Origin of the sequence: Streptomyces lincolnensis (genome assembly GCF_001685355.1) — a bacterium.
GTDB lineage: Bacteria > Actinomycetota > Actinomycetes > Streptomycetales > Streptomycetaceae > Streptomyces > Streptomyces lincolnensis.
On the sequence record NZ_CP016438.1, the window covers coordinates 1,533,048 to 1,544,754 of the forward strand.

Here is an 11,707-nt window from a genome sequence, read left to right on the forward strand (position 1 = left end):
CCCATGACGAACCCGGCGGAGAAGCTGGTCGACCTGCTCGACCTGGAGCCGATCGAGGTCAACATCTTCCGGGGCCGCAGTCCCCACGAGTCGCTGCAACGGGTCTTCGGCGGCCAGGTGGCCGGCCAGGCGCTGGTCGCCGCCGCCCGCACCACCGAGGGCGACCGGCCGGTGCACTCGCTGCACGCGTACTTCCTGCGTCCCGGCCGACCGGGCGTGCCGATCGTGTACCAGGTCGAACGGGTGCGGGACGGCAGGTCGTTCACGACCCGCCGGGTCACCGCCGTGCAGCAGGGCCGCACGATCTTCAATCTCACCGCCTCCTTCCACAAGCCTGAACAGGGGAGCTTCGAGCACCAGTTGCCGCCGGCCCGGGAGGTCCCGGACCCGGAGTCGCTGCCCACGGTCACGGACGAGATCCGGGAGCACATGGGCGCACTGCCCGAACACCTGGAGCGGATGGCGCGCCGCCAGCCCTTCGACATCCGGTATGTGGACCGGCTGCGCTGGACCTCGGAGGAGGTCAAGGACGCCGAGCCGCGCAGCGCGGTGTGGATGCGCGCGGTCGGGCCGCTCGGCGACGACCCGGTCGTGCACACCTGCGCGCTGACGTACGCCAGTGACATGACCCTCCTGGACGCCGTCCGCATTCCGGTCGAGCCCCTGTGGGGCCCGCGGAGTTTCGACATCGCCTCGCTGGACCACGCCATGTGGTTCCACCGGCCGTTCCGCGCGGACGAGTGGTTCCTGTACGACCAGGAGTCACCGATCGCGACGGGCGGTCGGGGGCTGGCCCGCGGCCGGATCTACGACCTGGAGGGGCGGCTTCTCGTGTCGGTCGTCCAGGAAGGGCTCTTCAGGGAGCTGTAGGGGCAGCGGCGGCCGTGGTTCAGAGCCCGCCGGCCCGGTGGTTGCGGCGTCGCAGCCAGCCGAGCAGTCGGCGGGGCGGTCGCGGCACCGGAACCTGGGGGACCGATGCCGCGGGTGCCGTCGCGGCCCGGGTCTCCTTCGGCGCGGGGCGAGGTGCCGGCCGGTTTCTGCGTGCCTCCTCCAGCGTCGCGGTCAGCTCGGCCCTCAGCCAGGCGACCTCGTCCGGGTCGTTCGCCGTCATGATCCGCGCGGCGAGCTGTGCGGCGGGCGAGCCCGGAGCGCCGTGGGCCGGTGGCGCGGGGCGGAAACGGTTCAGGTGGGAGCGTTCGTAGGGGTCCAGGACGAGCTGCGAGATGTGCGCCGTGTCGAGGAAGCCGGCCAGGACACCGGCGCGCTGCCACGGGTCGTCCGTCTGCCGCAGCAGGAAACCCCGGTGGCGGCCGCGCCAGTTGCGCGGTCGCAGGTCCACGCCCGCCTCCAGTTGGCCGCGCAGGCTCTCGGGCATCCGGGCGTTCAGCAGGGTGGTGTTCTTCTCGTCCGCCGCGAACTGCCGTAGTTCTTCGGCCAGATACAGCCAGACCACGGCGCGGTAGCGGTTGAGGTAGTAGGCCACCGGTGCCACCAGGCCCAGTCGGGCGAGGCGGGCGAACCTGCCGACGGGGACGTCCATGAGGGCCGCGCCCTCCGTGGTGCCCACCGTTTTCACGCGGGCCCGCAGAGAGTCGGGGAAGTCTTTGTCGGCGCGCAGACGCTCGATCTCGGAGCGTGGGACGCGGCGGCCTCCGCCTCCCTCGTCGGGCAGGGTCCGGATGAGTCCGAGATGCGTGGCGAGGTCGAACTCGACTCGTTTCAGCCCCAGTTCGCGGGCGGCGCGGCTGGGTGTACAGGAAACGAGGTGCGGTGTGGTGATGGTGCCGGTCGGCATGGTCGTCTCCCCCGTGGAGTTGGTGCTCACGCTGTGTGCGTTCGCCGTGACAAGAACCGTAGCCGGTTCGGCGAATCGCGTGGCGAGCCTGTGGATAACTCCACTCGGGGCGACGAAGGCGCAGGTCAGCTGTCCGTGACCGGGCTTCGCTCGGGCTGTCGGGCGTCCACGTCGAGGTGCTCGCCGACCCGGTTGACGAGGAGGGTCATCTCGTAGGCGATCTGGCCTATGTCGGCCTCCGCGCCGCTGAGCACGCACAGACAGCTGCCGGTGCCCGCGGCGGTGACGAACAGGACCGCGTCGTCGAACTCGATCATCGTCTGGCGCACCCTGCCCGCGCCGAAGTGCCGTCCCGACCCCTTGGCCAGGCTGTGCAGTCCGGACGAGACGGCCGCGAGGTGTTCCGCGTCCTCGCGGCGCAGTCCTGTGCTCGATCCCGTCACCAGCCCGTCGTTGGACAGGACCAGTGCGTGTCGCACATGTTCGACGCGTTCGGTCAGGTCGTCCAGCAGCCAGTCGAGTCCCTGGTTCTGCGCCATGTTTCCCCTGCTCCCCGTGTGACGTCTCCTCCTGTCCGGAGGATCACCCCCCCGCAAGCCTTCCCCACGACCGGCGTGCGGGCAAGGAGGATAGGGGCATGGCACAGAAGATGACCGACATGGAATGGCGGGAGTTCGTCTCGCACGGCACCCGCACCGGGAAGCTGTCGACCGTCCGGGCCGACGGGAGTCCGCATGTGGCTCCGATCTGGTTCCTGCTGGACGGGGACGACCTGGTGTTCAACACCGGCAAGGCCACGGTCAAGGGGCGCAATCTGATCCGGGACGGGCGTGTCGCGCTGTGCGTGGACGACGACCGGCCGCCCTTCGACTACGTGGTGCTGCAAGGCAGTGCGCGGATCTCGGAGGATCTCGACGAGGTCCGCCACTGGGCGGGCCGGATAGGAGCGCGGTACATGGGCGAGGAACGGGGCGAGGAGTTCGGCGCCCGCAACGGCGTCCCGGGCGAACTCCTCGTCCGCGTGAAGATCGACAAGGTGCTGGCGCAGAAGGCCGTCGCGGACTAGGAACGGTCCGGCGAGCACCGGAGGTGGGCCGACCCCCGAGTCCTGTGGTCAGCCCACCGAGTCGAGCAGCCGGGCGGTGTGCATCCGCCCGGCGTACTCGACCAGCCGGATCAGTACCTCCTTCCCCGAGTCGCGGTCACGTGCGTCGCAGAGCACCACGGGTGTGCCCTGGTCGAGATCGAGGGCACGACAGACGTCGTGCGCGCCGTACGTCCGGGCGCCGGTGAAGCAGTTGACGGCCACCACGAACGGGATGTGGCGGTGCTCGAAGTAGTCCACCGCCGGGAAGCAGTCCTCCAGGCGGCGGGTGTCGGCGAGGACCACGGCACCGAGAGCTCCCTGCGACAGCTCGTCCCACAGGAACCAGAAGCGGTCCTGGCCGGGTGTGCCGAAGAGGTACAGGGAGAGTCCGGAGCGGATGGTGATGCGGCCGAAGTCCATGGCTACCGTCGTGGTTACCTTCTGGTCCACACCGTCGGTGTCGTCCACCGACTGGCCCGCCTCACTGAGGAGTTCCTCGGTGCGCAGCGGCCGGATCTCGCTGACGGCGCCGACCAGGGTTGTCTTGCCCACGCCGAAACCGCCGGCGACCAGTATCTTCAGCGCGAGGGCGGTCGTGTCGTCGCCCGGGGCGTCGGAGTGCTCGGAGACCATCGTTCACTTCTCTCGGGAGGGCCGGCAACGGTCGACGTCGGTGTGCGAAGGCAGCATCATGGCAATTGGGGCTCCCCTTCGGGGTGTTGGACCGCTTTTTTCCTGGTTCTGACCGTTCATCTACAGCGCCCGCAGTCCTTCGATCACCTCGCGCAGAATCCGTTCGTCGGGAAGTTGCGCGGGCGGCACGGGGCGGCTGACGGTGACGCAGCCGATCTCCAGGAGATCGCCGAGGAGCACCCTGACCACGCCCACGGGCAGGTCGGCTCCGGCGGCCAGTTCCGCGACCGACTGCGTCTCCGTGCGGCACAGGTCGATCAGGCACCGGTGTTCCGGCCCGAGGCCGGTGTCGTCGTCGGCGCCGGGCGCGCCCGCGTCCAGCGTGACGAGAGCGATCAGGTCGAAGCGCACCCCGGTGGGGCCGGGTTTGGTGCGTCCGCCGGTCATGGCGTACGGACGCACCAGGGGGCCGGCCTCGCCGTCGTACCACTGGCTGCCCGGCTCGCGCGGGGCGCCTGTCATGTCGTCGGTCATGAGCGTGGACCGCCTTCGTGCCTCATCCGGCGGCGGGCGGCCGCGCGCCGACGCGCGTCGGGGTGTACAGGTGCTCGCCGACGCGCTTGACCAGTCGTGCCATCTCGTAGGCGACCAGGCCGATGTCGGCGGTCACCGCGGTCAGAACGGCCAGACAGGAGCCGTCACCTGCGGCGGCCACGAACAGGAAGCCGTCGTCCATCTCCACCAGGGTCTGCCGTACGCCTCCGGCGCCGAAGTGCCGGCCGGCGCCCTTGGCCAGGCTGTGGAAGCCGGAGGCGACCGCGGCCAGGTGCTCGGCGTCCTCGCGGCGCAGGTCGGTCGAGGCGCCGACGGCCAGGCCGTCGTTGGACAGCACCACCGTGTGCCGTACCTCGCTCACCCGCAGCACCAAGTCGTCCAGCAGCCAGTCGAGTTCGCCGGACCGCCCGGCGGCCCTCATGCTCGGGTCCTGGATCATGCGCGGTCTCCTTCGCTGCTGTCTCTGCCCGCTGGGGCTTCCGGTGTGGCGCCGCGTCCTGGTTGCCGCCCGCCGCCACGGGCCCAGCCCTCGCGGTACGCCGCCATGCGATCCCGTACGAGTTCGGGGGTGCGCTCGTCGTCGCCGTCGGCGGCGGGTGCCTGGGCCGGTTGCTCCGAGGGCCGCTCGCGCAGTTGGGGAGCGAGGCTCGCCTGTCGCACCCGGCGGGGCAGGTCCTCGGAGTCCTCCGGAGGGTCCACGGGGCCCGAGGGGGCCGGGGGGGCCGGGGAGTCGTCCGGGGAACGGTGCAGGCGCAGGGTGGCGACCGCGGGGGGCGGGTGCTCGTCCCTGCTGTCGGCCACCGCGCCGGACGCGGGGCCCACCAGGGCGGGGCGTTCCGCCGCCGAGGGGACGGACTCCTGGTGCCGGGCGGCGGACACGCGCGCGTACTCGCGTTCCGAAGGCCGTCGGGCGTCCGCCGGTTTGCGGAGGGAACGTTCCGCCGCGGCGGCGTGCAGCAGGGCCGTGGGCAGCAGGACGACCGCGGTGGTGCCGCCGTAGGGCGAGGTGCGCAGGTGCACCTTGATGTCGTGCCGGGCGGCGAGCCTGCTGACCACGAAGAGGCCGAGCCGGTCGCTGTCGAACAGGTCGAGCGCCTCGGACTGTTCGATGCGCCGGTTGGCCTCGGCGAGGGTCTCCTTGCCCATGCCGAGGCCGCGGTCCTCGACCTCGACGGCGTAGCCGTTGCCCACCGGCTCGCCGGTGACGCGCACACGCGTGTGCGGCGGCGAGAACTGGGCGGCGTTCTCGATGATCTCCGCCAGGAGGTGGGTGAGGTCGGCGACGGCCGCGCCGATGACGGACGCGTCGGGGAGCTGTCGTACCTCCACGCGCGCGTAGTCCTCGACTTCGGAGACGGCAGCGCGGACCACGTTCGTCAGGGAGACCGGCATGCGCCAGGCGCGGCCGGGCGCGGCCCCGGAGAGGATGATCAGGCTCTCGGCGTGGCGGCGCATCCGGGTGGTGAGGTGGTCGAGCCGGAAGAGGTCGCTGAGCTCGTTCGGGTCGTCGGAGCGACGTTCCATGCTGTCGAGGAGGCTCAGCTGCCGGTGGACGAGGACCTGGCTGCGGCGGGCGAGGTTGACGAAGACACCGGAGATGCCGCTGGCGAGCTCGGCGCGCTCGACGGCGGCGCGCAGAGCCGCCCTGTGGACGGTGCCGAGTGCCTCGGCGACCTGCCCGGCCTCGTCCTCCGCCGCCGGCCCCGCAGGGGCCTCCGCGCGGACGTCGATCTCCTCGCCCGCGCGCAGTCTCCGCATGGCCTCGGGGAGTTTGCGACGGGCGATCTCCAGCGCGCTGTTGCGCAGGCTGACGAGTTCGACGACCAGCCCGCGTCCGATGCGTACGGAGATCACCAGGGAGGCGGCCACGGCGACGAGGCCGAGGAGCACGGCGGCACCGGCCGCGGTGAGCAGACCCCGGGTGAAGGGATCGGCCCGGTCGGCGACACCGCGTCCCGCGTCCTCCGCGATCGTCCGCATGCCGTCCTGCACGCGCGCGTGGGAGCCCGCCCAGGCGGCTTCCCCTACGGCGTGGACCGCGCGGCCGCCCGATCCGACGGCGAGGATCTTGTCCTCCGCGGTGCGCACCGCCGCGTAGGCGCTGCCGTCGGCGAGCCTGTTCCAGGCGGCGCGTTCGGAGCCGCGCAGGTCGGCCACCGCGGACTGGGTCAGGGCGCGGCGGGTGTCGACGGCGCCGGTGAACAGCCGCAGTCGCTCACCGGACAGGGAACCGGCGAGGCGCGCGCTGCCGAGGACGACGTCCTCCTGGGCCAACGCCTCGCTCGCGCGGGAGAATTCGAGCAGTACGCGCGCGTCGGAGCCGAGTTCGGCGTCCTGGATGCCGGTGAGGGCACCGCCCACCCCGAAGGCGCTCGCGATGGTCACCGTGTACCGCCCGTACGTCTCGTCCCAGCCCGCCCTGTGATCGAGTACGGCGGTCCGCAGCGGGCGCAGTTGCTCGGCGCCGGTGACGAACGTCCTGAGTCGCTGGGCCACTCCGGCGGGCAGTTCCTCGCTGTCGGCGATGGTGCTGTCGTCACCGAGCCGCAGGGCGGCCACGGCGCGGTCCGTGCGCTGGGCGAGTGTCTTCAGGTCGCCGCTGGTGGTGGAGGACGGGTCGGTCGCGTAGCGGACGGCGGCCGTCCGTTCGTTCTGGAGCGCGGCCACGGCCCCGGCGACGGGGGTGCGGATCGTGGAGTCCACGCGCTGGAGCTGCCGCAGCCGGGAGACGTCCTGGGCGGTGGTGACGGTGGCGTACGCCCACAGGGCGAGCAGGGAGACGACCGGCACCATCAACAGGCAGACGATCTTGGCTCGAACGGTGCGCGGCCGCAGGTGCCACTGTCCCGCCTGCGTGGGTGTGTCGTCCGGTGTCGTGTCCACCGGCTCGTCCGGGTGTTCGTCGGCGGCCGGTGGCCCGGCGTGGGCGCGGCGACCGCGCGCGGGGGGCTGATGTGGCGTCTCGGCGCCTGCTGTGGGGGTCCTACGCGGTGTACGCATGGCCTCCTCGCTCGGGAGTGGGTCGGGGGGCGTGCCGTCCGGGCAGTGGTGGGTCCGGGCCGTGTCAGGGGGCCGCGCTCTCGACCGGACGTTGGGCGGAGGCGGACGCCTGGCGCTCCCCCGTCGTGGGCGACAGCGCGACGAAGGCGGAGGTCAGGAAGAGGTAGGAGCCGAGGCCGACGGCGAGGGGAAAGATGAACTGCATCGCCGTGGCCCCGGGAAGGGATGCGTCACTGGGCGCCACCCGCACGCTCACCGCGAACATCCCGGTGTAGTGCATGCTGCTCACCGCCGCCCCCATGATCAGGGAGGCGATGGTGACGGCGACGGGTGACTTGATGTTGAGGGCCGCCCACAGGGCCGCTGTGGCCGCGACGACGGCGATCACGACGGAGAGTCCGACGAGGGCGGGGTCGTAGTCGACGTCGCCGTGCAGGCGGACGGCCGCCATGCCGAGGTAGTGCATGCTGGCCACCCCGATCCCGGTGGTGAGTCCGCCGAGGAAGAGGGCGCGCGAGCGGTCGTGGCCGTAGCCGACGGCGAAGACACCGGCACAGACGACGACCATGGCGACGAGAAGGCTCACGACCGTGAGCGGCACGTCGTAGCGGATGTCGGTGCCGGTGACGCTGAAGCCCAGCATGGCCACGAAGTGCATGGTCCAGATGCCGGTGCCGATCGCGGAGGCCGCCGTGATGAGCCAGTTGCGGCGCGAGCGTCCGGTGGCGCCGAGCGCGCGCACGGTGCAGCGCAGCCCGAGTGCGGCCCCTATGCAGGCCATCACGTACGAGAGTGCGGGGGTCAGCCACCCCAAGGCGGCGTGGTCCAGGTGTCCCATGGCTCCGGGACGCTAGTCCGGGCAAGGGCGCGCAAAGGGGGCGCATTTCGAAAGGTGTTGGAATATGACGCAGAGAGGTACCGGAACGATCGCGTCACGCTCGAACATGTGCACCGAGGCGTCATCCTCGCCGGTGCGGGATCATGCGAAGCATGAGCGACGACCACACACGCGTGCAGGAGTTCTTCGCGGCCCGCGCCGCCGACTGGGACAGCCGCTTCCCCGACGACGGCCCGGCCTACGCCGCCGCGGTCGCCGAACTCGGGCTGCGCGAGGGTGACCGCGTGCTCGACGCCGGCTGCGGCACCGGGCGTGCCCTGACGCCGCTGCGGGCGGCCGTGGGGGCGTCCGGAGTGGTCGTCGGGGCCGATCTGACCCCGGCGATGCTCCAGGCCGCCGTACGGGCCGGACGCGACCGCGACGGGCGGCTGGTGCTGGCCGACGTCGCGGCCCTTCCGCTGCGCTCCGCGTCGCTGGACGCGGTGTTCGGCGCCGGGCTGATCTCCCACCTGCCCCACCCGGGCGAGAACGTGCGGGAGTTGGCCCGAGTGGTGCGTCCCGGCGGCGTCCTGGCCCTGTTCCACCCGATCGGCAGGGCCGCTCTCGCCGCCCGCCAGGGCCGGCGGATCACACCGGACGACCTGCGCGCCGAGCCCCATCTCCGTCCGCTGCTGGCCGGTTCCGGGTGGCGCATGACGTCCTACGTCGACGAGGACGACCGTTTTCTGGCACTGGCGGTCCGCGAAGGCTGACGTCCGCCCTTGCCTCACTCGCTCCAAGTCGCCTCGCGGCACCTTCCCCCTTCTGCCGCCAAGACTCCAACCCTACGTTGAACAGCAGGAGATGAACGGTCAGCCATGGCAACCACACAGGGGGAAGGTGGTCAGCATGTTCGGCAGGGTCCGCAAGTCCGGTACCAGATTCCTCAACTCCTTGCGCTCCGAGACGAAGACCGGCCGGGAGGCCCGCCCGCACAATCTCTTCGAGGCCGCCGCGGCGTATGTCTCGGCCTGCGCGGAGGACGACCAGGAGCGGATCGACGAGGCGGCCGGCTGGGTCTCGCCGGAGGCGCTGTCGTTCGGGGTGAACGAGCTGGCGTGCCGGGCCGTGATCGCACTCGCACGGGAGCGCGACGAGTCACCTCGGACGGTGGCGCGTGCCCTGCTCGGGCTTCCGGCGGCCTGACCGACGGCGGCGAGATGGCCGTTTCGCCCCGACCGGCCGGATAACGGCAGCTCGGGGTGGACTGGGGAGCCGTGACAAGCGCCTTCCGGGCGCACTAGGGTGCGCGCCGTTGGACGAACCGATGGGGAGGCTGGGATGGCCGGGACGGACGAGGACACCGTCGCCGCCGCGGAGGACGCGCTCTATGTGCTGACGGCGGCGCTGCTGACGCCGGCGAAGTTCCCGAGCGTGCTGGGCGACGACTATCCGGAGGCCTGCGCGGCGCTGGGGCTCGCGCCTCTGGCCGACGGGTACGGCCTGGTGCTCGGCCAGGACGGTGAGGGTGCCCGCTGGACGGTCGTCGTCGACGACGTCTCCCTGGTCGCCGTCGCCATCGCGTCGTGGGACTGCGGCATGGAGCACGATCTGTCGCCGGACGAGCGCACGGTGGTCGCCGCCCTGCCCGGCTGGCCCCTCGACGTCGCCGTCGCGGCCCCGGGCGTGCCCGCGCCGCACGACCCCTCCCCGGAGATCGCGGAGTGCGAGCCGCTGACGCCGCCGGACACCTCCACGTGGGGCCCGGCCCAGCGGCGGCTGGGGGCCGACGAGATCGCGCTCCAGTGGGCGGTGTGGCGGGAGCAGATCGACGACTCGGCCTTCGCGACCGCGTCCGGTGGGTCCGACGTGGGGACGCCCGCCGTCGGTGACTCCTCCGGAACCCTCGGACAGGAGGGCCAGCAGGGGGCACCCAAGGGCGGTCACAGCGGGATCCGGCGGGTTCTCACGGAGGCCCGTGCCTATGTGGACGCGCCGCCGCCGCTCGGCCGTGTCCGGTCGTCGTTCGCGCCGGGCGACGCACGGACTCTGCGTGCCGACGGCCCCGGTTGGTCACTCGTGGCCAGGACCGACGACATCGCGTTCGTCCTGCTCGACGACGAGCCCGGCGAGGTCCTGCCGGTGGGCCGGGGGCCGGAGCTGCCGGGTCTGCTGGAGGCGCTCGACAAGATGGCCGTACGCCCGCTGTGAGGCTTTGAGGAGCGGTGCCGCACGCCCCTGCCCGGGAAGGTGTTCCCTCTCGCGGGCGGGGGCGTTCCGCCATGGTGGTGCGTCAGCGGCCGAGCTCCTTGCGTGTGACACGGCGCAGCCTGCGCCGCTGCGAGGGGTCGAGCGTGAGGTACGCGGCGGCCGGAACTCCCAGGACGATCAGGAGCGCCGCCCACCACGGCAGCCAGATCAACAGGAGCAGTCCGACCGCCACACCTCCTGCGGCGATCTTCGCGTTCTTCGACATGTGCGTCGCCTCCTTCGCGGCCACTGCCGCTCTCTGTCCAGCAAAACGGGTCCGCGCCTCTCACAGTTCCGAATCGCGACCCTGAGACACCCCTGAGACATCCCCGACATCCACCCCTATCCGGCACGCAGGGGCTCCCCCACCTCGTGCATGTGGCCCAGTGCCTGCCGGTAGGAGTCGACGAGCCCGGTCTCCGCGTAAGGGATACCCAGTTCTCGGCAGTGGGCGCGCACCAGCGGACGGGCGAGCCGCAGATGGGGCCGGGGCATGCTGGGGAAGAGGTGGTGCTCGATCTGGTAGTTGAGGCCGCCGAGGAACCAGTCGGTCACGGCGCCGCCCCGGACGTTGCGCGAGGTGAGTACCTGGCGGCGCAGGTGGCCCCAGGAGACGCCGTCCGGATCGGGCATCTCCATGCCCTTGTGGTTGGGCGCGAAGGACAACCCCAGGTGCAGGCCGAAGAGGGCCTGATGGAGGACGGCGAAGACGAGGGCCTTCCCGGGAGACATGGCCGTGAGCAGGAGAGCCGCGTAGCCGACGACGTGGCCGATCAGCAGGAGGGCCTCGACGGAGCGCTCCCTCGGCGACTGCCGGCGCAGGTCCCGGAAGCCGTGGATCTTCAGGGCGATGCCTTCGAGGAGGGTGAGCGGGAAGAACAGCCATGCCTGATGGCGGGTGAGCCAGCGCCTGAAGCCCGTCCGCACCTTGGCCTGCTCTCCGGTGAACACGAGCACGTCGGCGGCCACATCGGGGTCCTTGTCGATGTGGTTGGGGTTGGCGTGGTGGCGGTTGTGCTTGCGGTTCCACCAGGAGAAGCTCATGCCCAGCAGCAGATTGGCGTGGACGAGGCCGATGAGACGGCCGACCGCCTTGTCGCCGGCGATCTGCGCGTGGCCGGCGTCGTGGCCTATGAAGGCCGTGCGCGCGCAGACCACCGCCAGCACGGGCGCGAGCAGTAATGTCCACCAGGAGTTGCCGGCCAGGACGATCCCCGTGCCGACGGCCGCCAGAGTGAGCGCGTTGAGGGCGATGACGCGGGCGTACCAGCCGTGGCGGCGCTCCAGAAGGCCCTGGCCCTTCACCGCGCGCAGGAGAGGCGTGAACTCGCTCCCGCCCGGTGGTGAGCCGGATGTTCCGCGCGGGCGGGCGGCGAGGGCTGGGGTGGTCTGGGACATGTCCGGTCTCCGGCTCTCTCAGGAAAAGGCGCTGACCTGAGGAAACGTACGGACTGGTGACCTGCCGCGACCATGAGGGCACCCCCCGTGTCCCGGCGGGGGCCAGCACCGCGCGGCAGGGGGGTTGACGACACCTCACCCGCGGCGTGACGTGGATCACGCCCTGCCCATG

Annotated in this window: 14 protein-coding genes; 5 read left to right on the forward strand and 9 right to left on the reverse strand. The window is 71.8% G+C overall.

What is annotated here, in order from left to right; translation table 11 throughout:
• Positions 1-3 precede the first annotated feature (3 nt).
• Complete coding sequence (locus SLINC_RS06800) at positions 4-870, forward strand: acyl-CoA thioesterase (RefSeq protein ID WP_067427929.1); 867 nt, start codon at positions 4-6, stop codon at positions 868-870.
• 19 nt (positions 871-889) lie between these two features.
• Here SLINC_RS06800 and SLINC_RS06805 read toward each other — a convergent pair whose 3' ends face one another.
• A complete protein-coding gene (locus SLINC_RS06805) occupies positions 890-1,795 on the reverse strand; it encodes a DUF6397 family protein (protein ID WP_067427930.1) in 906 nt (301 codons plus the stop codon).
• 125 nt (positions 1,796-1,920) lie between these two features.
• Positions 1,921-2,334, reverse strand: a complete 414-nt coding sequence (locus SLINC_RS06810) for a roadblock/LC7 domain-containing protein (RefSeq protein ID WP_067427934.1) — start codon at positions 2,332-2,334, stop codon at positions 1,921-1,923.
• 98 nt (positions 2,335-2,432) lie between these two features.
• On the opposite strand from SLINC_RS06810, the gene SLINC_RS06815 reads away from it, so the two are divergent.
• A complete protein-coding gene (locus tag SLINC_RS06815; RefSeq protein WP_067427936.1) occupies positions 2,433-2,861 on the forward strand; it encodes a PPOX class F420-dependent oxidoreductase in 429 nt (142 codons plus the stop codon).
• A gap of 48 nt (positions 2,862-2,909) precedes the next feature.
• Here the strand turns inward: SLINC_RS06815 and SLINC_RS06820 are convergent, their stop codons facing one another.
• From SLINC_RS06820 to SLINC_RS06840, 5 genes are all read right to left on the reverse strand, one after another.
• On the reverse strand, positions 2,910-3,515 hold the full coding sequence (locus SLINC_RS06820) for a GTP-binding protein (protein ID WP_067427938.1): 606 nt from the start codon (positions 3,513-3,515) through the stop codon (positions 2,910-2,912).
• Between the two features lie 120 nt (positions 3,516-3,635).
• Complete coding sequence (locus SLINC_RS06825) at positions 3,636-4,049, reverse strand: DUF742 domain-containing protein (protein ID WP_067427940.1); 414 nt, start codon at positions 4,047-4,049, stop codon at positions 3,636-3,638.
• Between the two features lie 22 nt (positions 4,050-4,071).
• Entirely contained in the window at positions 4,072-4,509 is a 438-nt protein-coding gene (locus SLINC_RS06830; RefSeq protein WP_067427942.1) for a roadblock/LC7 domain-containing protein, read from the reverse strand.
• Positions 4,506-7,070, reverse strand: coding sequence for a sensor histidine kinase (locus SLINC_RS06835; RefSeq protein WP_067427944.1), 2,565 nt, complete (start codon positions 7,068-7,070; stop codon positions 4,506-4,508). The genes SLINC_RS06830 and SLINC_RS06835 overlap by 4 nt, the downstream gene beginning before the upstream one ends.
• 64 nt (positions 7,071-7,134) lie before the next feature.
• The gene (locus SLINC_RS06840; protein ID WP_067427947.1) at positions 7,135-7,908 is read right to left on the reverse strand and encodes an MHYT domain-containing protein; all 774 of its coding nucleotides are present in this window, start codon (positions 7,906-7,908) and stop codon (positions 7,135-7,137) included.
• Positions 7,909-8,060: 152 nt separating this feature from the next.
• Here SLINC_RS06840 and SLINC_RS06845 point away from each other — a divergent pair, with 152 nt between their 5' ends.
• From SLINC_RS06845 to SLINC_RS06855, 3 genes are all read left to right on the forward strand, one after another.
• Complete coding sequence (locus SLINC_RS06845; RefSeq protein ID WP_067427950.1) at positions 8,061-8,660, forward strand: class I SAM-dependent methyltransferase; 600 nt, start codon at positions 8,061-8,063, stop codon at positions 8,658-8,660.
• A gap of 136 nt (positions 8,661-8,796) precedes the next feature.
• Positions 8,797-9,093 (forward strand): hypothetical protein, encoded by a 297-nt coding sequence (locus SLINC_RS06850; RefSeq protein ID WP_067427952.1) that lies wholly within the window; start codon positions 8,797-8,799, stop codon positions 9,091-9,093.
• 135 nt (positions 9,094-9,228) lie between these two features.
• Positions 9,229-10,098 (forward strand): hypothetical protein, encoded by an 870-nt coding sequence (locus SLINC_RS06855; RefSeq protein WP_067427954.1) that lies wholly within the window; start codon positions 9,229-9,231, stop codon positions 10,096-10,098.
• An 82-nt stretch (positions 10,099-10,180) separates the two neighbouring features.
• On the opposite strand, the gene SLINC_RS06860 is transcribed toward SLINC_RS06855, so the two are convergent.
• Together SLINC_RS06860 and SLINC_RS06865 are read right to left on the reverse strand one after the other, a co-directional pair.
• Positions 10,181-10,363, reverse strand: a complete 183-nt coding sequence (locus SLINC_RS06860; RefSeq protein WP_020137233.1) for a hypothetical protein — start codon at positions 10,361-10,363, stop codon at positions 10,181-10,183.
• A 116-nt stretch (positions 10,364-10,479) separates the two neighbouring features.
• Positions 10,480-11,535: a fatty acid desaturase family protein gene (locus SLINC_RS06865; protein WP_067427956.1), complete on the reverse strand. Its 1,056-nt coding sequence runs from the start codon at positions 11,533-11,535 to the stop codon at positions 10,480-10,482.
• Between the last annotated feature and the right edge of the window lie 172 nt (positions 11,536-11,707).

Excerpts from the sequence above, each read along its gene's own strand:
- SLINC_RS06800 (WP_067427929.1), top strand. The coding sequence starts at position 4 with ATGACGAACCCGGCGGAGAAGCTGGTCGACCTGCTCGACCTGGAGCCG.
- SLINC_RS06805 (WP_067427930.1), bottom strand. The coding sequence starts at position 1,795 with ATGCCGACCGGCACCATCACCACACCGCACCTCGTTTCCTGTACACCC.
- SLINC_RS06810 (WP_067427934.1), bottom strand. The coding sequence starts at position 2,334 with ATGGCGCAGAACCAGGGACTCGACTGGCTGCTGGACGACCTGACCGAA.
- SLINC_RS06815 (WP_067427936.1), top strand. The coding sequence starts at position 2,433 with ATGGCACAGAAGATGACCGACATGGAATGGCGGGAGTTCGTCTCGCAC.
- SLINC_RS06820 (WP_067427938.1), bottom strand. The coding sequence starts at position 3,515 with ATGGTCTCCGAGCACTCCGACGCCCCGGGCGACGACACGACCGCCCTC.
- SLINC_RS06825 (WP_067427940.1), bottom strand. The coding sequence starts at position 4,049 with ATGACCGACGACATGACAGGCGCCCCGCGCGAGCCGGGCAGCCAGTGG.
- SLINC_RS06830 (WP_067427942.1), bottom strand. The coding sequence starts at position 4,509 with ATGATCCAGGACCCGAGCATGAGGGCCGCCGGGCGGTCCGGCGAACTC.
- SLINC_RS06835 (WP_067427944.1), bottom strand. The coding sequence starts at position 7,070 with ATGCGTACACCGCGTAGGACCCCCACAGCAGGCGCCGAGACGCCACAT.
- SLINC_RS06840 (WP_067427947.1), bottom strand. The coding sequence starts at position 7,908 with ATGGGACACCTGGACCACGCCGCCTTGGGGTGGCTGACCCCCGCACTC.
- SLINC_RS06845 (WP_067427950.1), top strand. The coding sequence starts at position 8,061 with ATGAGCGACGACCACACACGCGTGCAGGAGTTCTTCGCGGCCCGCGCC.
- SLINC_RS06850 (WP_067427952.1), top strand. The coding sequence starts at position 8,797 with ATGTTCGGCAGGGTCCGCAAGTCCGGTACCAGATTCCTCAACTCCTTG.
- SLINC_RS06855 (WP_067427954.1), top strand. The coding sequence starts at position 9,229 with ATGGCCGGGACGGACGAGGACACCGTCGCCGCCGCGGAGGACGCGCTC.
- SLINC_RS06860 (WP_020137233.1), bottom strand. The coding sequence starts at position 10,363 with ATGTCGAAGAACGCGAAGATCGCCGCAGGAGGTGTGGCGGTCGGACTG.
- SLINC_RS06865 (WP_067427956.1), bottom strand. The coding sequence starts at position 11,535 with ATGTCCCAGACCACCCCAGCCCTCGCCGCCCGCCCGCGCGGAACATCC.